Source organism: Streptomyces sp. NPDC056480, assembly GCF_042795405.1.
GTDB lineage: Bacteria > Actinomycetota > Actinomycetes > Streptomycetales > Streptomycetaceae > Streptomyces.
Genome location: NZ_JBHTSA010000055.1, coordinates 1 through 19,107, shown reverse-complemented (window position 1 = coordinate 19,107; position 19,107 = coordinate 1). Strand labels below are relative to the sequence as shown.

Here is a 19,107-nt window from a genome sequence, read left to right as displayed (position 1 = left end):
TTGGTTCGTTGTGAACGTGCACACAGTCGATCTCGATGTGGCAACGCAACATAACCGCACACGAACAACCATTGACAAGTGTCTGGAACGTTTCTCTACTGTGAACGCTCACAGATGCATGGTCGGCCTCCCCGCCCTAAGGAGAGGCCCTTTCGGTCAGGGAGAAGTACCCCATGCCCCACACGATGCGCCGCGGCCTCGCCGCCGCCACCGCCGTGCTGCTCGGCGCCACCGCGCTCACCGCCTGTGGATCCTCCGACTCCGGGGACGGGGCGGCGGCCGGCTCCGGTCCCGTCTCGCTCACCTACTGGGCCTGGGCCCCCGGTATGGACAAGGTCGTGGCCCTCTGGAACGCCGAACACCCCGACATCAAGGTGACGGTGCAGAAGCAGGCCTCCGGCGACGACCTCGTCACCAAGATCATCACCGCCGCCAAGGCGCACAAGGCCCCCGACCTGGTCCAGGCCGAGTACCAGGCCCTCCCGACCCTCGTCTCCAACGACGCCCTCGCCGACATCGCCCCCGAAGTCGGCGGCGTCCAGGACGAGTTCGCCCCCGGCGTCTGGCAGCAGACCACCTTCGGCGGCGAAGCCGTCTACGCCCTGCCGCAGGACTCCGGGCCGCTGATGTTCTTCTACCGCCAGGACCTCTTCACGAAGTACGGCCTCTCCGTCCCCACCACCTGGGGGGAGTTCGCCGCCACCGCGCGCGACCTGAAGAAGAAGAAGTCCCCGAAGCAGTCGCTGACCACCTTCTCCGCCAACGACTCCGGCCTCTTCGCCGGACTCGCCCAGCAGGCCGGCGCCAGGTGGTGGACCTTCGAGGGCGACACCTGGAAGGTCGGCATCGACGACGCCGCCACCCGGAAGGTCTCCGACTTCTGGGGCGGCCTGGTCGCCGAGGGCGCCATCGACAACCAGCCGATGTACACCCCCTCCTGGAACAAGGCCATGAACACCGGCGAGCAGCTCGCCTGGGTCTCCGCCGTCTGGGCACCCGGCACCCTGACCACCGCCGCCCCCGACACCAAGGGCAAGTGGGCCATGGCCCCCCTCCCGCAATGGACCGAGGGCGGCTCGTCCACCGGCAGCTGGGGCGGCTCCTCCACCGCCGTCACCACCGACTCGAAGCACAAGAAGGCCGCCGCGCAGTTCGCCACCTGGCTGAACACCGACCCGGTCGCCCTCGCCGCCCTCGTCAAGGAGAGCGGCATCTACCCCGCGGCCACCGCCGCCCAGACCAGCGGCGCCCTCGCCAAGGCCCCCGACTACTTCGCCGACCAGCCCGACTTCTACACCCGCGCCGCCGAGATCGCGAAGACCACCGCCCCCGCCGCCTGGGGGCCCAACGTGAACGTCGCCTACACCGCCTTCAAGGACGAGTTCGGCAAGGCCGCCAAGGCCAGGTCCGGCTTCGACACCGCCCTGACCGCCGTCCAGTCCGCCACCGTGACGGACCTGAAGAAGCAGGGCTTCGAGGTCGCCAGGTGACACGGCCCCCCAAGGGCGCGCGCCGGTCGTACGGGGTCAAGGCCGCCCCGTACGGCTTCCTCCTCCCCGCCGCCGTCCTCTTCGTCCTCTTCTTCGCCCTCCCCATCGGCTACGCCCTCTGGCTCAGCCTCCACAAGGTCGAGATCAAGGGTCTCGGCCTCGGCAAGGGCGCCAAGTCCGAGGTCTGGGCCGGCCTGGAGAACTACACCTCGGCCCTCACCGACCCCGAACTCGCCGCCAGCGCCCTGCGCGTCCTCGGCTACGGCGCCCTCGTGGTCCCCGTGATGCTGGGCCTCGCCCTCTTCTTCGCGCTCCTGCTCGACTCCGAGCGCGTCCGGGCCCGCTCCTTCGCCCGGCTCGCGATCTTCCTGCCGTACGCCGTCCCCGGTGTCATCGCCGCCGTCCTCTGGGGCTTCCTCTACCTCCCGGACGTCAGCCCCTTCCACTTCGCCCTCGACAAGCTGGGCCTGCCCCAGCCCGACCTCATGGACGGCGGACCGCTCTACCTGGCCATGTCGAACATCGCGATCTGGGGCGGCACCGGCTTCAACATGATCGTCATCTACACGGCCCTGCGCTCGCTGCCCGCCGAGGTGTACGAGGCGGCCAAGCTCGACGGCTGCTCGGAGCTCCAGATCGCCCTGCGCGTCAAGATCCCGATGGTGGTGCCCTCACTGGTGCTCACCTTCTTCTTCTCGATCATCGCCACCCTTCAGGTCTTCAACGAGCCCATGACGCTCAAACCGCTCACCAACGGCATCCCCTCCACCTGGAGCCCCCTCATGAAGGTCTACAACGACGCCTTCACGGGCGGGAACATCCACGCCGCCTCGGCCACCGCCGTCGTGCTCGCCCTCGCCACCTTCGTCCTCTCCTTCGCCCTCCTCCGGATCTCCCACCGCCGCACCACGCAAGGAGCCGGCCGATGACCGGGCTCGCCTCCCCGCCGCTCCGCAAGGAAGCCACTGCCGCAGGCCGTGCCGCGGGCACCACCCCCGGCACCTCCCAGGGCCCCCACCGCCCCCGCCGCACCGCGCTGCTCCCCACGGCCGCCCTGGTCCTCGGGGCGCTCTACTGCCTGCTGCCCGTCGCCTGGGTCGTCGTCGCCGCCACCAAGCCCGACGACGAGCTCTTCTCCACCTTCACGTTCCTGCCCGGCGGCGGCCTCTCCGACAACGTCACCGACCTCGGCGCGTACCGCGAGGGCATCTACTGGCGCTGGATGCTCAACTCCGTCTTCTACGCGGGCCTCGGCGCCGTCCTGTCCACCGCCGTCTCCGCACTCGCCGGCTACGCCCTCGCGATCTACCGCTTCCGCGGCCGCGAGGCCTTCTTCAACGTCATGCTGACCGGCGTCCTCATGCCCCCGGTCATCCTCGCCATCCCCCAGTACCTGCTGATGGCGGAGGCCGACCTGACGGACAGCTACGCCTCGGTGCTGCTGCCGCTGATCCTCTCCCCGTACGGCGTCTACCTCGGCCGCGTCTACGCGGAGGCCGCGATCCCCATGGAGCTCGTCGAGGCCGGTCGCATGGACGGCGCGGGCGAGTGGCGGATCTTCCGGCGGATCGCCGTCCCCATGATGGCCCCCGGCCTGGTGACGATCTTCCTCTTCCAGTTCGTCGCCATCTGGAACAACTTCCTGCTGCCCTTCATCATGCTGGGCGACGACGAGAAGTTCCCCATGACCGTCGGCCTGTTCACCCTGCTCAAGCAGGGCGCCTCCCAGCCCTCCCTGTACACCCTGGTGATCACCGGTGCGCTCCTCGCGATCGCCCCGCTCATCGCCCTGTTCCTCGTCGTCCAACGCTTCTGGAGCCTCGACCTGCTGTCCGGCGCCGTAAAGTCCTGAGCACAGGGGATCGAGGGGAAACACACAGCATGAGCACAGCAGCGAGCAGGCGCCGCCCGGCGACCATCCACGACGTGGCCCGCGAGGCCGGGGTGTCGCGCGGCACCGTCTCCCGAGTCCTCAACGGCGGCCACTACGTCAGCCCGACCGCCAAGGCCGCCGTGGACGCCGCGATCCGCAGAACGGGCTACGTCGTCAACCGGCACGCCCGCTCGCTCATCACCGGCAAGTCCGACTCGGTCGCCTTCCTCCTGACCGAACCCCAGGAGCGGTTCTTCGAGGACCCCAACTTCAACGTGCTGCTCCGCGCCTGCACCCAGGCGCTCGCGGCCCAGGACATCCCGCTGCTCCTCATGATCGCGGGCACCGAGGACGAGCGCCGCCGCAACCTCCGCTACATCGAGGCCGGTCACGTCGACGGCGTCCTCCTCGTCTCCAGCCACTCCGGCGACCCCGTGGTGGCCCGGCTGCACGAGGCCGGTGTCCCCGTCGTCGCCTGCGGCAAGCCCCTCGGCCAGACCGCCAGGATCGGCTACGTCGCCGCCGACGACCGCGAGGGCGCCCGCGACATGGTCCGCCACCTGTACGCCTCCGGCCGGCGCCGGATCGCCACCGTCACCGGGCCGCTCGACACCCCCGGCGGGGTGGAGCGCCTCGCCGGATACCGCGAGACGCTCGCCGAGTTCGGGCTGCCCGCCGACGAGACGCTGATCGCCACCGGCGACTACAGCCGGGCCAGCGGCGAGGACGCGGCCCGCGCCCTCCTGGAGCGCGCCCCCGACATCGACGCCGTGTTCGTCGCCTCCGACCTCATGGCACAGGGGGTCCTCGACGCACTCTCCCGCGCGGACCGGAAGGTCCCCGAGGACATCGCCGTCGGCGGCTTCGACGACTCCCCGGCAGCCCTGTCCTCCCGCCCCTCGCTGACCACGATCCGCCAGCCCTGGGACCGGATCAGCACCGAGATGGTACGGACGCTCCTCGCCCGGATCGCGGGCGAGGATCCGGTGACGGTGATCCTGCCGACGCAGCTGATCCAGAGGGAATCGGCCTAGAGCCCGCACGGGGAGGGCCGCGCCTTCGGGCGCGGCCCTCCTTCGTCGGGTCAGCCGCCGGCCGGGCGCCGAGTCACCAGGATCACTTCCAGCGTCCGTGGGCCGTGGACGCCCTCGACCCGGTCGAGTTCGATGTCGCTCGTCGCGGAGGGTCCCGAGATCCAGGTCAGCGGGCGGGCCGGGTCGAGCCGGGGGAGAGCCCGGGGCACGGAGGCCACCACCTGCTCGGGGGCTCCGACCACGCACAGGTGGAGATCGGGCACGAGGGTGAGGGCGCGACGGCCCTGTCCCGGTCCGCCGTCGAGCACGATCGTGCCGGTCTCCGCGATGGCGAGCGCGCACCCCGTCACCACCGCGTCGACGCCGTCGAGTGCGTACGGGGTGAGCCGGGGCGCGTCGGTCCGCCGCTCGGCGCCGGTCTCCGCGAGCCACTCCTCGGGCAGCCCCGGCGGTACGACGACACTGCGGGCGCCGCGCTCGGCGAGGAGCCGGGCGATGAGCTCCGGCAGGCCGTCCGGCGCGCAGCGGTGGACGTGGGCACGGTAGTCGGCGAGGTTCTCGTGGAGCAGGTCGAGGAGCGCGTCGGGGTCCTCGGAGCCGTGGCTCGTGCGGTAGTCGCGGGTGACGTCCGGTGCCTCGGGGGCGTCGGCGACGGCGGCACGGATGCGGGCGAGCACGCGCGCGCGTGAGTCGGTGGTCATCGTCGGTTCTTCTTCCACCAGTCGCGGAACGGTTCGGCGGGGAGTTCGGGCAGGTTCCGGTGCTCGGACCACTGGCGGGCGCCCGGCCCCGGCAGCCGTTCCGGGTGCAGCGCGCGCGTGGCGGAGGCGATCCGCTCGCCCGCCGCGAGGATGGCGGGGTGGTCGAGCACCCACGAGGAGGCCTTGATCGCCGCCCGCTCGAGCCGGTGCCCCCTCCCGCCCTCGGCGGCGACCCGCTCGCGCAGATGCACCAGGACCTCGGGGATGTCGATGGCCACCGGGCACACCTCGTAACAGGCCCCGCAGAGCGAGGAGGCGTACGGCAGGGAGGCGTCGACCTCGCTGACCGTGCCCCGGAGCTGCGGGGTGAGGATCGCGCCGATCGGCCCGGGGTAGACGGAGCCGTACGCGTGACCGCCGGCCCGCTCGTACACCGGGCAGACGTTGAGACAGGCCGAACAGCGGATGCAGCGCAGCGCCTGCCGCCCCACTTCGTCGGCGAGCGCGTCCGTGCGGCCGTTGTCGAGGAGCACCAGATGGAAGTCGGACGGCCCGTCGTCGTCGCTCGTTCCGGTCCACATGCTCGTGTACGGGTTCATGCGCTCGGCGGTCGACGAGCGCGGCAGCGTCTGGAGGAACACCTCGAGGTCGCGCCAGGTCGGCACCACCTTCTCCACCCCGACGACGGAGATCAGGGTCTCGGGAAGCGTCAGGCACATCCGGCCGTTGCCCTCGGACTCGACGACGACGAGGGTGCCGGTCTCGGCGACCATGAAGTTCGCCCCGGAGATGCCGACCCTGGCCCGCAGGAACTTCTCCCGCAGGTGCAGCCGGGCCGCCTCCGCCAGCTCGGCCGGGGTGTCGCTCAGTCCCTCCGGCGCGGGTCGGCCCCAACTTCCCATCTTCTCCAGGAAGATGTCGCGGATCTCGCCGCGGTTGCGATGGATGGCGGGGACCAGGATGTGCGAGGGCCGGTCGTCGCCGAGCTGCACGATCAGCTCCGCGAGATCCGTCTCGTACGCGGCGATGCCCTCGGCCTCCAGGTGTTCGTTGAGCCCGATCTCCTGGGTGGCCATCGACTTGACCTTGACCACCTCCGTCTCGCCGGTCGCCCTGACGAGACCGGTGACGATCCGGTTGGCCTCGGCCGCGTCCGCGGCCCAGTGCACGGTGCCGCCCGCCGCCGTCACCGCCTCCTCCAACCGGAGCAGGTGCTCGTCGAGGTGACGGAGCGTCCGGTCCTTGATCTCCTTCCCCGCCCGCCTCAGCTCCGCCCAGTCGTCGAGCTCCGCCACAGCGCGGGCCCGCTTGTCGCGGATGGTGTGCGTCGCGTGCCGCAGGTTGGCACGGAGCGTCGCGTCCCCGACCGCCGCCCGCGCCGCCTCCGGGAAGGCCGGCATGCCGACGAAGGTCCCGCCGGACGTCTCGCTCATCGCCAGGGCTCCTCTTCCGTGCTCGCCAGGATGTCCGCCAGGTGCACCGCGCGCAGCGGCGCGCCCTGGCGGCTCAGCATGCCGCCCACGTGCAGCAGACAGGAGTTGTCCGCGCCGCACAGGACCTCGGCGCCCGTGGACAGCGCGTTCGCGATCTTGTCGGCGCCCATCGCCGCCGACACGTCCGGGTTCTTCACCGCGAACGTGCCGCCGAAGCCGCAGCACTCCTCCGCGCCCGGCAGCTCCACCAGCTCCAGACCCTTCACCGCCTCCAGGAGCCGGCGCGGCCGCTCCCCGAGCCCGAGGAGACGCAGACCGTGACACGACGGGTGGTACGTCACCCGGTGGGGGAAGTACGCGCCGACGTCCGTCACCCCGAGCACGTCCACCAGGAACTCCGTCAGCTCGTACACGCGCGGAGCCAGGCCGGCCGCCTCCTCGCCGAACGACGCGTAGTGGTGGCGCACCATCGCCGCGCACGAGCCCGACGGGGTGACGACGTACGCGTACCCCTCGAAGGCCCGGACGGTGCGCCGCACCAGCGGCGCGGTCTCGGCGCGGTACCCGGTGTTGAACTGCGGCTGTCCGCAGCAGGTCTGCGCGGCAGGGAAGTCGACCTCCACGCCGAGGCGTTCGAGGACGCGGACGGTGGCCACGCCCGTCGCGGGGAAGACGGCGTCGTTGACGCAGGTGACGAAGAGGGCGACACGCATCACGGGGTCCTCGGGCTCCTCTGCCTTCGCACACTGCTCTGCCTTCACGGGTTCGTAGTGTCGCAGGGGCGGGTCCGCGTGACGAGTCGACGCCTCGCGCCGGGTTCGCCGGCGAGCGGGCGGCCTTCGCCGGGGCGGGACCGGTGGGCGGGCGGCTTTCGCTGGGGCGGTGCCTGCGGGCGGCCTTCGCCGGGATGCGACCGGCGGGCGGGCGGCCGACCGCCGGCACGCACACGTGGTGCTCCGGCCGGAACCGGTCGCCCGCCGCTCGGCACCCGCCGGCCACCGGCCTCCCCGCGGCGCGGGCGTCAGCGGACGCCGAGCAGGTGCTCCAGGGCCAGCTGGTCGAGGTGCTCGAAGGCCATGGAGCGGCCGGCCGCCGCGTCCGGGTCGAAGGTCTCGTACGCCGTGGGGTCGGAGAGGAGCCCCGCGAGGCCGTCGGCGGCCGTGGGGACGGCCAGTTCGGGCAGGCGGGAGGCGGCCAGGGCCTGCTGGACGTCCGGGTCGGCGCGGAAGGCCGCCGCGCGCTCCTTGAGGATCAGGTAGTTGCGCATGCAGTTCTTCGCGGACTCCCACACCCCGTCGGATCCGTCCGTCCGCACCGGCTTGAAGTCGAAGTGGCGCGGGCCCTCGTACCCGGCCGTCTCGAGCAGGTCCACCAGCCAGAACGCCTGACGCAGATCGCCCGCCCCGAAGCGGAAGTCCTGGTCGTACTTGATGCCGGACTGCCCGTTCAGGTCGATGTGGAAGAGCTTGCCCGCCCAGAGCGCCTGGGCGATGCCGTGCGGGAAGTTGAGCCCGGCCATCTGCTCGTGGCCCGTCTCCGGGTTCACGCCGACGAGTTCGGGGCGCTCCAGGCGCTCGATGAAGGCCAGGGCGTGCCCGATCGTGGGCAGCAGGATGTCGCCGCGCGGCTCGTTCGGCTTGGGCTCGATGGCGAAGCGCAGGTCGTAGCCCTGCTCGGTGACGTACTGGCCGAGCAGGTCGAAGGCCTCCTTCATGCGGTCGAGCGCGACCCGGACGTCCTTCGCCGCGCCGGACTCGGCGCCCTCACGGCCGCCCCACGCCACGTACACCGTGGCGCCGAGTTCGACGGCCAGGTCGATGTTGCGGAGGGTCTTGCGGAGCGCGAAGCGGCGCACGTCCCGGTCGTTGGCGGTGAACCCGCCGTCCTTGAAGACGGGATGGGTGAAGAGGTTCGTGGTGGCCATCGGCACCGCGAGCCCCGTGCGGTCGAGCGCCGCCCGGAAGCGCTTGACGATCGCGTCGCGCTCGGCGTCCGGAGCGCCGAAGGGGATCAGGTCGTCGTCGTGGAAGGTGACGCCGTACGCGCCGAGCGCGGCGAGCCGCTCGACCGTCTCGACGGGGTCGAGGGCCGGGCGGGTGGCCTCGCCGAACGGGTCGCGGCCCTGCCAGCCGACGGTCCACAGGCCGAAGGTGAAGCGGTCCTCGGGGGTGGGGGCGAAGAGCTCCGGCATGGTGTGTCCCTCTCTTGCTCCGGAGATTTGTTTTCTGAGATAACTAATACGGGACGGACACACCGGGCGCCAGCCCCAGCCGTGAATCGGCCCCGTGACGGCCTACGGTCACGCACTACAGGGAAGAAGGTGAGGACGTGCCCACGAGGCGCTCCGTCGTGATCGGCGTGGACAGCTCCACGCAGTCCACCAAGGCCGCGGCCGTCGACGCCGACACCGGCGAACTCCTCGCCGTCGGCCGCGCCCCGCACACCGTCACCGGCTCCGCCGGCGCGCGCGAGAGCGACCCCGAGGAGTGGTGGACCGCCCTCGTCGCGGCCGTCCGCGCGGCGGTACGCGACGCGGGCGTCCCGGCCGGAGCCGTCACCGGCATCGCCGTCGCCGGACAACAGCACGGTCTCGTCACCCTCGGCCCCGACGGCCGTCCCCTGCGGCCGGCGCTGCTCTGGAACGACACCCGCTCCGCCCCGCAGGCCGCCGCCCTCGCCGCCCGCTTGGGCGGCCCCGCCGCCTGGCTGGAACGCACGGGCTCGGTGCCCGTCGCCTCCATGACCGCCGCCAAGTGGCAGTGGCTGCGCGAGCGCGAACCCCGCCGGGCGGAGGCCGTCACGGGGGTCCGCCTCCCGCACGACCACCTCACGGAACGCCTCACCGGAATCGCGGTCACCGACCCGGGAGACGCCTCGGGGACGTGCTGGTACGGGAGGGGCGCGGGCGCTCGGGACGGCGGAGGAGTTCGGGGTGGCGGAGGCGCTCGGGACGGCGGAGGCGCTGGGGGTGGCGGAGGAGTTCGGGACGGCGGCGGAGGCGCTCGGGGCGGCGGAGGCCCGGAGGGGGTCGAGGACGAGGCCGCGGGTGCGGGCGGCTCCGGTGCGTACGACCCCGAGATCCTGGACCTCATCGGTCTCGACCCGGCCCTGCTGCCCGCCGTCGCGCCCGGCGGCGCGACCCGCGTGGGCACCCTGACCGCGGCCGCCGCCGAGGCCCTCGGGCTTCCCCGTACCGTCGTCGTCGCCGCCGGGACCGGCGACAACATGGCCGCCGCGGTCGGCCTCGGACTCGGCGGCGCCGGTCTCCTCGACCACCCGGTCGTCAGCCTCGGCACCTCGGGCACGGTCTTCGCCGCGACCCGCGCGCGCCCGGCGGACCCCGGCCTCGCGGGGTTCGCCGCCACCGACGGGACGCACCTCCCCCTCGGATGCACCCTCAACTGCACGCTGGCCGTCGACCGGTTCGCCACGCTCCTGGGCCTTGACCGCGAGGACGCGGCACCGGGCGGAAGCGGCGGCGGGGGAGTCGTCGTACTCCCGTACCTCGACGGCGAACGCACCCCGGACCTCCCGCACGCGGCCGGCCTGGTCACCGGCCTGCGGCACGGCACGGACCCGCGTGCGGTCCTCGGCGCCGCCTACGAGGGCGCGGCCTTCACGGTGCTGCGCGCCCTCGACCACCTCCTCTCCGCCTGCGGCCTCGACCCGACGGCCCCCGGCGTACGGGACCGGCCGCTGCGCCTCATCGGCGGCGGGGCGCGCGGCCGGGCCTGGACCGAGACCGTCCGCAGACTCTCCGGACGCCCCCTGGTCGTCCCGGCCGCCGAGGAACTCGTGGCCCTCGGCGCCGCGGCCCTCGCGGCGGGCGCGGTGACGGGCGCCGACCCGGTGGCCCTGACGACGGCCTGGGGTACGGGCACGGGCGAGGTCCTGCCCGCGGTCGGCCGCGACGAGGAGACCTGGAACCGCATCGCGGGAGTCCTGTCGGCCGCGACGCCGGCGTTGCTGTCACCGACCGTCGAAGAGGTCGGCCAGGGTGGTCGGGGTGAGGCGGATGTCGTCGAAGTCGACGCGGCATCCCTCGCCGACGGGTGACTGGACCTCGATGCCGGCCCGCACGGGACCGGGGGCGTCCAGGGCGAACTGCCGCACCAGGCGCCACAAATCGCCGTCGTCCGAGACGTGGAAGGCGAAGCCCTCGCCGATCCGGCTGACGCGCAGCCACAGCGCCTCTCCCGCGACCGGGCCCGCGTACGCGTCGTCGGACCGGCCGCGGGTCACGACGGAGTAGACGCCGGGGGCTCCGTCGGGGGCCTGCTCGAAGTTGAGCTTGGCCCAGTGGTCGTCGTCGGAGTGGAGGAACAGGGCGCCCGCGTCCCACGCCGCCCGGAAGCCGACGCGAAGGCGGGCCGAGAGCTGCCAGTCGCCGTCCGGGGGCGTGGTCAGCGCCACGGCGGCGTCTCGCCGGGCCACCCCGCCGACCGGGTCCGTGAAGGCGTCGGTGTGCGGGGCGGCCGTGACGGTGAGGACACCGCCGGCGAGGGACCAGGCGGCGGGGGCGGTCGCCCAGGCGAGGCCGAGGGGGAGCGAGGTGTCGACGTTCATGACGCCATGATCGCGAGCGGGCCGGGAGCGTGCCACGGTCTTGGCCGAGGATCCAAGAAGTGACACGAGAGTCCAACTGGGCACGGCCCCAGGGTGAGAGAACCCCGCGAACTGCCGCTGGCGGCAGCACTGTTGCGGTCGGGGTCGGGGCCGGAGCCTGGGCCTGGGCCGGAGCGGATCCTGGGGCTGGGGCTGGGGCTGGGGCTGGGGCTGGGGCTGGAGCCGGATCCTGGGCCGGAGCCGGAGCCGGAGCCGGAGCCGGAGCCGGAGCCGGATCCCGAACCGAGCCCGAGCCTATGCCGGCCTGGCCTGGCTAGCCCGGTGTCTCGGCTGATCGCCCGGCCCTGGCGGTGTCGGATGCCTGCCCCCGGGTCGACCAGCCTGGCGGCGTCCGGCGTCCGGCGCCTGATATCCGATGCCGGGCGTCGGGCCCCGGCCGACCCGCGTGGCGGCGACGGCGTCCGACGTCCGCCTCCGGCCCTGGCACCTGCCCCAGCCCCGGCACCTGCCTCGGCCCTCGGCCCCAGCTCCGTCCTCCGGCCCGACCTGGCCCGAATCGACCCTGCCCGGCTTGACCCGGCTCAACTAACCCGGTGTCTCGACTGACCGCCCGGCCCCGGCGGTGCCGGATGCCCGCCCCGGTCGACCAGCCTGGCGGCGGCCGGTGCCTGATATCCGATGCCCGGCGTCGGGCCTCGGCCGACCCGTCTGGCGGCGACGGCGTCCGACGCCCGGCCTCCGGCCCCGGCCTCCGACGCCCGGCCTCCGGCCTCCGGCCCAGGTCCTCCGGCCCCCCGCCAGCCCCGCTCCTCCCCTCAGGACCCGCCGTCCACGTCCGTCCCCGCCGTGACGCGCCGCTGGTGCACCCGCAGGTGCAGCGTCGTCAGGTCCAGGAGCGGGGTCGCCACGCCCAAGGCACGCGCGCGGGTGGTGAGGTCGCCGAAGAGGTGCTCGACCTCGGTCGGACGGCCCGCCGTCAGGTCGCGGTAGAGGGACGGCACCATCGGCGACCCCGACGCGGCCACCACGGCGAGCGTCGCCGCCCGCTCCTCCTCCGGTACGGGGTGTCCGGCCGCCGCGGCGACGGCGGACGCCTCGGCGAGCAGCGCCGGGGCCAGGGCGGGACCGCCGGGCGTGTCGTGGACGTCGCCGACCGTGCCCCGCATCAGGCTGGTCACGGCGCCGAAGGTCGTGATGAACACCCACTTGTGCCACATCGCCGTGATCACCTGCTCCGGCTCCGGCGAGGCGATGCCCGCCTCTCCGAGCACCGCCCGGAACGCCGCCGCGCGCGCGGAACGCGTGCCGTCCTGCTCGCCGAGCGTCAGATGCGCCAGCGGGGCGAGGCGCCGGATGCCCCCGGTCTCGTCGAGCGTGGTCACCACCTTGGCCACGCCGCCGAGGACGACCGAGGTCCCGAAGCGGGCGTTGAGCGCGTCGATGTGGGCGAGACCGTTGAGGAGCGGTACGACGGCCGTGTCCGGTCCGACGGCCGGCGCGATGTCCTCGATCGCCTGGTCGAGCCCGGTGGACTTCACCGACAGCAGGACGAGGTCGTACGGCGTGTCGAGCGCGTCGGCCGTCACGAGGCGGGGCGTGAGGGCCCATTCCTCGTCCCGCCCCACCACCCGGAGCCCGCGCTCGCGCAGCGCCGCCGCGCGGGCCGGACGGACCAGGAAGGTGACGTCCTGTCCGGCGCGGGCGAGCAGGGCGCCGAAGTAGCCACCGGTGGCACCGGCGCCGACGACCAGGATCTTCATCGTTGTGGACCTCTCGTGGGGCGCCCCGAGGGCGCGGTGGTGAGCGGGGGGCGGAGCAGCGGGGTGAGCAGCCGGTGGGGCCGGGCGAGCGCGGCCGTCACCGGGTCGGCGTCCGGGGCGGCAGGCGCGAGCCCGGGGCCCGGGGCGACCACGACGTCCGCGACGGGTACGGCCGTGCCGCAGCCCGTACATTGTCCGTCCGCGTCGAGCGGGGTCTCGTCCCCGGCGTGCAGGAAGACGCGGCGCGGGCCGCCGTCCGCCGCATGGAACTCCTCGCCCCACGCGGTGAGCGCGCGGACCGCGGGCCAGAGGGCGACCCCCTTGGGCGTGAGCCCGTACACCTCGCGGCGGCCCGTGCCCGTCTCGGGGCGGCGTTCGAGGACGCCCGCTTCGGTGAGGGTGGTGAGCCGGTCGGTGAGCACGGCCCGGGGCACCCCCAGATGCGCGGCGAACTCCCCGAACCTGCGGACCCCGTAGAAGGCGTCCCGCAGGATCAGCAGCGTCCAGCGCTCGCCGACGACCTCCATGGAGCGGGCGAGCGCACAGGTCTGACCGCGGTAGTCACGCGGAAGCGTCATGGTCATGACCCTAACGCAGAAGAGTTCGGTGACCGAACTGTTCGAGGCGGGCGGCGCCCGTCTCCCGCGGCGGCGCCGTTTTCGGGTGAGCGAAAGGGACGGCTAGGCTCGCGCTCACGATGAACCAGCCCACGGAACCCAAGGCCGACAAGTCGGGCGTGCGCCGGCACAACCTGAGTCTCGTCCTGCGGACCGTCCACGACGCGGGCGAGACCACCCGGGCGGCCGTCGCCGCCCGTGTCGGACTCACCCGGCCCGCCGTGTCCTCCCTCGTCGAGCAGCTCCTCGAACTGGGCTTCCTCGTGGAATCGGGCAAGACGTTCAGCGGGCAGGCGGGGCGGCCGGGCACCGTCCTCAAACCCGCGGACACCGGTCCCGCCGGACTCGGCGTCGAGATCAACGTCGACTACGTGACGGTCTGCGTCGTCGACCTCACCGGTACCGACCGCGTCCGCCGCACCGAGCGCCTCGACAACCGCGCCGCCGGTGCCGCCGACGTGCTGGCCCGTGCCGCCCGCATCGCCGCCGACGTGCTCGACTCGGCCGCCGGACGACGCCTCGCCCCGGCGGGCGCGGGACTCGCCCTGCCGGGCCTCGTCTCCGGCGGAGCCGTCCGGCAGGCACCCAACCTCGGCTGGTACGAGGTCGACGCCGAGCGCCTCTTCGGCGAGGCCCTCACCGCGCTGCGTCCCGGCACCGCGGGCCTCCCCCTGACCTCGGACAACGAGGCCAACATGGCGGCCCTCGCCGAGCTGTGGTTCGGCACGCTCGGCGACCTCCGCACCTTTCTGCACCTGACGGGCGAGATCGGCGTGGGCGGTGCGATCGTCGTCCACGGCGAACTGCTGCGCGGCGCCCACGGCTTCGCCGGCGAGATCGGCCACCTGGTCGTCGACGCCGAGGGTCCGCGCTGCCGCTGCGGTTCGCGGGGGTGTCTGGAGCAGTACGCGGGCCAGGCCGCGCTCCTCGCGGCGGCGCGGGCCGCCGACGTCCCCGAACTGGCGGACCGCGCCGGGGCGGGGGACCCACAGGTCCTCGCCGCGCTTGCCGAGGCGGGCAGGATGCTCGGGCGCGCCCTGTCGGGCGCCGTGAACCTCCTCGACCCCGAGGCGGTCGTCCTCGGCGGCATCTACCCGCGGTTGATGCCGTGGCTCGTCCCGGCCCTGGCCGAGGAGCTCTCCGACCGCGTCGTCTCCGGCCTCTGGACCCCGGACGCGGGCCGCCTCCGTCCCGCCTCCGCAGCCGCCGACGCCTCCCGGGGCGCGGCTGCCCTCGTCCTCCACGACGTCCTGGCCGACCCTCTGGCGTACGCGACGGTGACGGGAGCCGGGACGGCGACGGGAACGGCGACGGCAACTGGAACGACAACTGGAACGGCAACTGCAACTGGAACGGCGACGGCGGCGGGAGCGGGAGCGGGGACCTGACGTAGGACCGTCCGAAGGACCGTCCAAGGGCCGGTCCAAGGGCCCGTCCACGGGACCGCCCGAGGAGCCGTCCGAGAGTCACAACCCCGCCGCAGGCCCCGGTACTTCGACGAACGGCCGGGTCAGGTGGGCCGTCGCGAGGACCGCCCCGCTCTCGGCGGCGCGCGCGAGCAGCTCCTCCCGTGAGGCGCGAGCGGTCGCCGGGTCGCGCTCGTGGGCGTAGGCCACCGCGGGCGCGGCGAGCTGCACGGCGTGCACCAGGAGATCGCCGGTGATCAGGACGTCCCGGCCGTCCGGCCGTTCGACCAGGACGGACTGGTGGCCGGGAGTGTGCCCGGGGGTGGGCAGCAGCGTGACTCCCGGGCGCAGTCGGTGCCTGCCCTCGACCTCGTGCAGCCGCCCCGCGGCGCGGAGGGGTTCCACCACCCAGTCCCACACCGGGTCGACGCGGTCGAGAGCCGCCGTCTCCGCGCGCTGGACGACGTACCGGGCCTGCGGGAGGAACGGCCGGCCGGCGGCGTCGGCGGCCCAGCCCGAGTGGTCCTCGTGCAGATGCGTGAGAACGACGGTGTGGACGTCCGCCCGGTCGATGCCGGCCTGCGCGAGCACGTCCGGCAGCCGGCCGGGCACGGGACACCAGGGCGCACCGGGGCCCTCGGCGGGGCCCACGCCCGCGTCGACCAGAGTCCAGCCCGAGCCGTCCGGGTCGGCGACGGCGAAGCAGCGGAAGTCCAGCCGCCACGTGCCGTCGGGTCCGACCGCACCCGGGTCGAGGGCCGCGGCGGCCGCCCAGTCCGCCGCGACGGCACCGGGGAAGGCGTCCCGCGCCGACTTGAAGAACACCCCGGAGGCGTCCAGGAGGGCCGTCACAGGGCCCGTTCGCGTCACTTCTCCGCTGCTCGACATGACGCCGACCCTGCCATCGCGGGGCTGTGCGCGTACAGGAGACGGATCACTCTCATCCCGCTCTCACGCCGGCCTTATCCCGTCATCACACGCCGCCCCTAGCTTCACGCCCATGTTCTTCACCTACCTCCGGCGCGAACTGCGCCGCCGCAGAAAGGCGGCGCTCGTCGTCGCCTCCGGGCTCGCGCTCGGGATCGCGCTGGTCATCGTCGTCAACTCCGTTTCCTCCGGCATGAGTCGGGCCCAGGGCAAGGTCCTCGAGTCCCTCTACGGCCTCGGTACGGATCTGACGGTGACCAAGGCACAGGAACGGCCCGCGGACGGCGCTCAGCCGCAGCGCCCCCGGTTCGAGTTCCAGGGCAGGGACGAGGGCGAGGAGCAGAGCAGCGACCGGCTGATGGTCCAGGACTTCCAGACCCTCGCGGACTCCACCGTCGCCACGGTCGCGGGACAGGCCGGTGTCGACCGCGCGGTGGGCGGCCTCAGCCTCGTCAACCTGAAGATCAACGGGGAGTTCGCGCGGGGCCGGATCCAGCGCGGCCAGACCCAGCAGGGCCAGCCGGGCCAGCCGGGCGCCGAGACCGGTGGCGGCGACGGTGGCGGATCCGGTGGCGGCTCCGGCCCCGGTGACACCGTGACCGGCGGCGGCGCGGCCTTCGACGTCGACTCCTTCACGCTCTTCGGCACCGACGTCACCGCCCCCGACCTCGGCCCCCTCACCACCTCCACCGTCTCCCAGGGCCGTACCTTCGAGACCACCGAGACGAACGCCGAGGTCGCCGTCGTCGACAGCGCCTACGCCCAGGAGAAGGGCCTCTCCGTCGGTGACGAACTGACCGTGAAGAACGTCAAGTTCGAGATCATCGGCATCGCGACCGCCGACCGGGGGCAGGCCGCGGCCCAGGTCTATCTGCCGCTGAAGCAGGCCCAGACGCTCTCGGCCTCCGCGGCCAAGGTCACCACGATCTACGTGAAGGCGACCGACTCGACGCGGATCGACGCGGTCAAGGCCGCCATCCAGAAGAACGTCACCGGCACCACCGTCACGACCTCCGCCGACCTGGCCCAGACGGTCTCCGGATCGCTCGACACCGCCGCCGACCTCGCCTCGAACGTGGGCAGATGGCTCTCGTACGCCGTGCTGCTGGCCGCCGTCCTCGTCGCGGGGCTCCTCACCTCCTCCGCCGTCACCCGCCGCGTCCGCGAGTTCGGCACGCTCAAGGCGCTCGGCTGGAAGAGCGGCCGCGTCACCCGCCAGGTGGTCGGCGAGGCCCTCGTCAACGGTTTCATCGGCGGCGCCCTCGGCATCGCGCTCGGACTGGCCGGCGCGTACGCGGTGACCGCCGTCAGCCCGACGCTGACCGCCGAACTCGGCGCCACCGGAGGCATGTTCGGTGGCGGTGGCGGTGGCGGTGGCGGGGGCGGCCGAGGCGGCATGGCCTTCGGCGGCGGCCCGGCCGCCACGGCCGCCGGGAAGACCGTCGACATCGCCCTCACCGCCCCGGTCAGCTTCACCACGGTGGGTCTCGCCGTCCTCCTCGCCCTCGGCGGCGGCCTCGTCGCGGGAGCCTTCGGCGCCTGGCGCGCCTCGCGGCTGCGTCCCGCCGACGCGCTGCGCCGCGTCGAGTAGCAGCGCCCGAACCCACCCACGTAACAAGGAGTTGGACCATGTACGAACTCATCGGCGTCACCAAGCAGTACCGGCGGGGGCAGGAGAGAGTCGACGCGCTCGCCGGGGTCGACCTCACCCTCGCCCAGGGCGACCGGCTGGTCATCCAAGGCCCCACGGGCGGCGGCAAGTCGACGCTGCTCCAGATGCTCGGCGGCCTCGACCGCCCCACCTCGGGCCGGGTCCTGCTCGACGGCACCGACCTCGCCGCGCTCCCCGAACACAAGCTGACCGCGGTCCGCGGCCAGAACATCGGCTTCGTCTTCCAGAGCTTCAACCTCATCCCCACGCTCACCGCCCAGGAGAACGTGGAGACCGCGCTCGTCCCGCTCGGCGTCAAGCCCGCCGAGCGGCGGAGCCGGGCCGCCGAGGCGCTGGAGTCGGTCGGGCTCGGCGAACGCAGCGGGCACCTCCCGTCGGAGCTCTCCGGCGGTCAGCAGCAGCGGGTCGCGATCGCCCGCGCGCTCGTGAAGCGCCCGAAGGTGCTGCTCGCCGACGAACCCACCGGAAACCTCGACGAGTCGATGCGCGACGAGATCGTCGAACTGCTCGAAGGGCTGTGGAAGGAACACGGGTTGACCTTCGTCATGGTCACCCACGACAGCGCGATCGCCCGCCGGGCGCCCCGCCTCGCCACGATCCGCAAGGGCCGGATCACGATCAAGGAGAACCCGCGGGCGGCGGCGCCGGACCGGGTGTCGGGCACGGTGTCGCCGGAACCGGTGTCGGCGCCGGCGGCTGCACCGGGTCCGGCGACGGAACCGGTCGAGGCCTGACCGTACGCGAGCCGACCGCGACCCGACCGCGACCCGACCGGTCCGACCCGTCGGTCGCTACACGGGCACGCCGTGGCCCCGCAGATAGGCCAGCGGGCTGATGTCCGAACCGAAGTACGGCGTGGTCCGCACCTCGAAGTGCAGATGCGGACCCGTCACCCGCCCGGTCGCCCCCGACCGCGCGATGCGCTGCCCGGCCGACACGCTCCGGCCGGGCGACACGTCGATGCGGGAGAGGTGGGCGTACTGGGTGTAGCGGCCGTCCGGGTGGCGGATCACCACCTCGTAGCCGTACGAGCGGCCGTACCCGGCGGTCACGACCCGGCCGGGACCGACCGAGCGGACCGTCGTCCCCGTCGGCACGGCGAAGTCCTGACCCGTGTGATAGCCCTTCGACCACGAACCCCGCTGCCCGTAGGAGGCGGTGTAGACGTACGAGGAGACCGGCGCCGTCCAGCCGCGTGCGGACCCGGAGGGCGCGGACGGCTTCGACGGTTCCGACGGCTTCGACGGCCTGGAGGTGTCGCCGGACAGGCCCGTCCGCTGCCGGTACTTCCAGGCGTGGCCGGTCCAGTACCAGGCGCCACGGGACCTGTACCAGTAGACCCTGTCCTGGGCGTCCCAGCCCTGCCGTCCCCGGAACACGGGCTCACCGGTCCTGCTCCCACCCCCGGCGGACGCGGCGGCCGGCGCTCCGGTGCGCTGTCGGTACGTCGTGGCGTGGCTGGTCCAGCGCCAAGCGCCGGCCTCGTTCCGGAACCAGTACCTCGAACCGTCCCAACCGGCGTGCGCCGGGGCGGGGGGGGGGGGGGGCCGTGGCCCCCCCCACACCCCCCCAGCGCGCGCGGCCCCCCGGGCGACGGCCGCGGCGGCCCCCCCCGGGGGGGCGGGCGA

16 protein-coding genes and 1 pseudogene are annotated in these 19,107 nt (G+C 73.6%); 8 read left to right on the top strand and 9 right to left on the bottom strand.

Translation table 11 applies throughout. From position 1 onward, the window contains the following. The first annotated feature begins 173 nt into the window (after positions 1 to 173). The 4 genes from ACFQ79_RS23400 to ACFQ79_RS23385 are packed head-to-tail and all read left to right on the top strand — an operon-like array spanning position 174 to position 4,397. A complete protein-coding gene (locus ACFQ79_RS23400) occupies positions 174 to 1,490 on the top strand; it encodes an ABC transporter substrate-binding protein (RefSeq protein WP_383586500.1) in 1,317 nt (438 codons plus the stop codon). Beyond that, positions 1,487 to 2,419, top strand: coding sequence for a carbohydrate ABC transporter permease (locus ACFQ79_RS23395; RefSeq protein ID WP_383586498.1), 933 nt, complete (start codon positions 1,487 to 1,489; stop codon positions 2,417 to 2,419). Before ACFQ79_RS23400 ends, ACFQ79_RS23395 begins: the two co-directional genes overlap by 4 nt. Then, positions 2,416 to 3,342 carry a carbohydrate ABC transporter permease gene (locus ACFQ79_RS23390; protein WP_383586496.1) on the top strand — a complete coding sequence of 309 codons (927 nt, stop codon included), beginning with the start codon at positions 2,416 to 2,418 and terminating at the stop codon, positions 3,340 to 3,342. The genes ACFQ79_RS23395 and ACFQ79_RS23390 overlap by 4 nt, the downstream gene beginning before the upstream one ends. Positions 3,343 to 3,371: 29 nt before the next feature. Continuing rightward, positions 3,372 to 4,397, top strand: a complete 1,026-nt coding sequence (locus ACFQ79_RS23385) for a LacI family DNA-binding transcriptional regulator (protein ID WP_383586494.1) — start codon at positions 3,372 to 3,374, stop codon at positions 4,395 to 4,397. Positions 4,398 to 4,447: 50 nt separating this feature from the next. On the opposite strand, the gene ACFQ79_RS23380 is transcribed toward ACFQ79_RS23385, so the two are convergent. From ACFQ79_RS23380 to xylA, 4 genes are all read right to left on the bottom strand, one after another. Beyond that, the gene (locus ACFQ79_RS23380; protein WP_383586492.1) at positions 4,448 to 5,098 is read right to left on the bottom strand and encodes a lactate utilization protein C; all 651 of its coding nucleotides are present in this window, start codon (positions 5,096 to 5,098) and stop codon (positions 4,448 to 4,450) included. Beyond that, the gene (locus tag ACFQ79_RS23375) at positions 5,095 to 6,531 is read right to left on the bottom strand and encodes a lactate utilization protein B (RefSeq protein ID WP_383586490.1); all 1,437 of its coding nucleotides are present in this window, start codon (positions 6,529 to 6,531) and stop codon (positions 5,095 to 5,097) included. Before ACFQ79_RS23375 ends, ACFQ79_RS23380 begins: the two co-directional genes overlap by 4 nt. After that, positions 6,528 to 7,244, bottom strand: coding sequence for a (Fe-S)-binding protein (locus ACFQ79_RS23370; protein WP_383586554.1), 717 nt, complete (start codon positions 7,242 to 7,244; stop codon positions 6,528 to 6,530). The genes ACFQ79_RS23375 and ACFQ79_RS23370 overlap by 4 nt, the downstream gene beginning before the upstream one ends. Positions 7,245 to 7,552: 308 nt before the next feature. Further along, the gene (gene xylA, locus ACFQ79_RS23365; RefSeq protein WP_383586489.1) at positions 7,553 to 8,722 is read right to left on the bottom strand and encodes a xylose isomerase; all 1,170 of its coding nucleotides are present in this window, start codon (positions 8,720 to 8,722) and stop codon (positions 7,553 to 7,555) included. A gap of 137 nt (positions 8,723 to 8,859) precedes the next feature. Between xylA and ACFQ79_RS23360 the strand changes: the two are divergent. Beyond that, positions 8,860 to 10,500: pseudogene (locus ACFQ79_RS23360) on the top strand (FGGY family carbohydrate kinase); the annotation flags it as partial. Here ACFQ79_RS23360 and ACFQ79_RS23355 read toward each other — a convergent pair. From ACFQ79_RS23355 to ACFQ79_RS23345, 3 genes are all read right to left on the bottom strand, one after another. Next, positions 10,501 to 11,097 (bottom strand): DUF1349 domain-containing protein, encoded by a 597-nt coding sequence (locus ACFQ79_RS23355; RefSeq protein WP_383586487.1) that lies wholly within the window; start codon positions 11,095 to 11,097, stop codon positions 10,501 to 10,503. It abuts the pseudogene before it with no gap. A gap of 815 nt (positions 11,098 to 11,912) precedes the next feature. Then, entirely contained in the window at positions 11,913 to 12,857 is a 945-nt protein-coding gene (locus ACFQ79_RS23350; RefSeq protein WP_383586485.1) for a ketopantoate reductase family protein, read from the bottom strand. Next, positions 12,854 to 13,435 carry a winged helix-turn-helix transcriptional regulator gene (locus ACFQ79_RS23345; protein WP_383586483.1) on the bottom strand — a complete coding sequence of 194 codons (582 nt, stop codon included), beginning with the start codon at positions 13,433 to 13,435 and terminating at the stop codon, positions 12,854 to 12,856. The genes ACFQ79_RS23350 and ACFQ79_RS23345 overlap by 4 nt, the downstream gene beginning before the upstream one ends. A 119-nt stretch (positions 13,436 to 13,554) precedes the next feature. Here ACFQ79_RS23345 and ACFQ79_RS23340 point away from each other — a divergent pair, with 119 nt between their 5' ends. Beyond that, positions 13,555 to 14,862 carry an ROK family protein gene (locus ACFQ79_RS23340; RefSeq protein ID WP_383586481.1) on the top strand — a complete coding sequence of 436 codons (1,308 nt, stop codon included), beginning with the start codon at positions 13,555 to 13,557 and terminating at the stop codon, positions 14,860 to 14,862. A 78-nt stretch (positions 14,863 to 14,940) separates the two neighbouring features. Here ACFQ79_RS23340 and ACFQ79_RS23335 read toward each other — a convergent pair whose 3' ends face one another. After that, a complete protein-coding gene (locus ACFQ79_RS23335) occupies positions 14,941 to 15,768 on the bottom strand; it encodes an MBL fold metallo-hydrolase (protein WP_383586479.1) in 828 nt (275 codons plus the stop codon). 112 nt (positions 15,769 to 15,880) lie between these two features. Between ACFQ79_RS23335 and ACFQ79_RS23330 the strand changes: the two genes are divergently transcribed. Both ACFQ79_RS23330 and ACFQ79_RS23325 read left to right on the top strand, forming a co-directional pair. Further along, on the top strand, positions 15,881 to 17,398 hold the full coding sequence (locus ACFQ79_RS23330) for an ABC transporter permease (RefSeq protein ID WP_383586477.1): 1,518 nt from the start codon (positions 15,881 to 15,883) through the stop codon (positions 17,396 to 17,398). 38 nt (positions 17,399 to 17,436) lie between these two features. Then, complete coding sequence (locus tag ACFQ79_RS23325) at positions 17,437 to 18,213, top strand: ABC transporter ATP-binding protein (RefSeq protein ID WP_383586475.1); 777 nt, start codon at positions 17,437 to 17,439, stop codon at positions 18,211 to 18,213. 57 nt (positions 18,214 to 18,270) lie between these two features. Here the strand turns inward: ACFQ79_RS23325 and ACFQ79_RS23320 are convergent, their stop codons facing one another. After that, positions 18,271 to 18,858: a M23 family metallopeptidase gene (locus ACFQ79_RS23320; RefSeq protein ID WP_383586473.1), complete on the bottom strand. Its 588-nt coding sequence runs from the start codon at positions 18,856 to 18,858 to the stop codon at positions 18,271 to 18,273. Positions 18,859 to 19,107 lie beyond the last annotated feature (249 nt).

Excerpts from the sequence above, each read along its gene's own strand:
- ACFQ79_RS23335 (WP_383586479.1), bottom strand. The coding sequence starts at position 15,768 with ATGTCGAGCAGCGGAGAAGTGACGCGAACGGGCCCTGTGACGGCCCTC.
- ACFQ79_RS23340 (WP_383586481.1), top strand. The coding sequence starts at position 13,555 with ATGAACCAGCCCACGGAACCCAAGGCCGACAAGTCGGGCGTGCGCCGG.
- ACFQ79_RS23370 (WP_383586554.1), bottom strand. The coding sequence starts at position 7,244 with ATGCGTGTCGCCCTCTTCGTCACCTGCGTCAACGACGCCGTCTTCCCC.
- xylA (WP_383586489.1), bottom strand. The coding sequence starts at position 8,722 with ATGCCGGAGCTCTTCGCCCCCACCCCCGAGGACCGCTTCACCTTCGGC.
- ACFQ79_RS23385 (WP_383586494.1), top strand. The coding sequence starts at position 3,372 with ATGAGCACAGCAGCGAGCAGGCGCCGCCCGGCGACCATCCACGACGTG.
- ACFQ79_RS23375 (WP_383586490.1), bottom strand. The coding sequence starts at position 6,531 with ATGAGCGAGACGTCCGGCGGGACCTTCGTCGGCATGCCGGCCTTCCCG.
- ACFQ79_RS23400 (WP_383586500.1), top strand. The coding sequence starts at position 174 with ATGCCCCACACGATGCGCCGCGGCCTCGCCGCCGCCACCGCCGTGCTG.
- ACFQ79_RS23350 (WP_383586485.1), bottom strand. The coding sequence starts at position 12,857 with ATGAAGATCCTGGTCGTCGGCGCCGGTGCCACCGGTGGCTACTTCGGC.
- ACFQ79_RS23390 (WP_383586496.1), top strand. The coding sequence starts at position 2,416 with ATGACCGGGCTCGCCTCCCCGCCGCTCCGCAAGGAAGCCACTGCCGCA.
- ACFQ79_RS23380 (WP_383586492.1), bottom strand. The coding sequence starts at position 5,098 with ATGACCACCGACTCACGCGCGCGCGTGCTCGCCCGCATCCGTGCCGCC.
- ACFQ79_RS23345 (WP_383586483.1), bottom strand. The coding sequence starts at position 13,435 with ATGACGCTTCCGCGTGACTACCGCGGTCAGACCTGTGCGCTCGCCCGC.
- ACFQ79_RS23330 (WP_383586477.1), top strand. The coding sequence starts at position 15,881 with ATGTTCTTCACCTACCTCCGGCGCGAACTGCGCCGCCGCAGAAAGGCG.
- ACFQ79_RS23355 (WP_383586487.1), bottom strand. The coding sequence starts at position 11,097 with ATGAACGTCGACACCTCGCTCCCCCTCGGCCTCGCCTGGGCGACCGCC.
- ACFQ79_RS23325 (WP_383586475.1), top strand. The coding sequence starts at position 17,437 with ATGTACGAACTCATCGGCGTCACCAAGCAGTACCGGCGGGGGCAGGAG.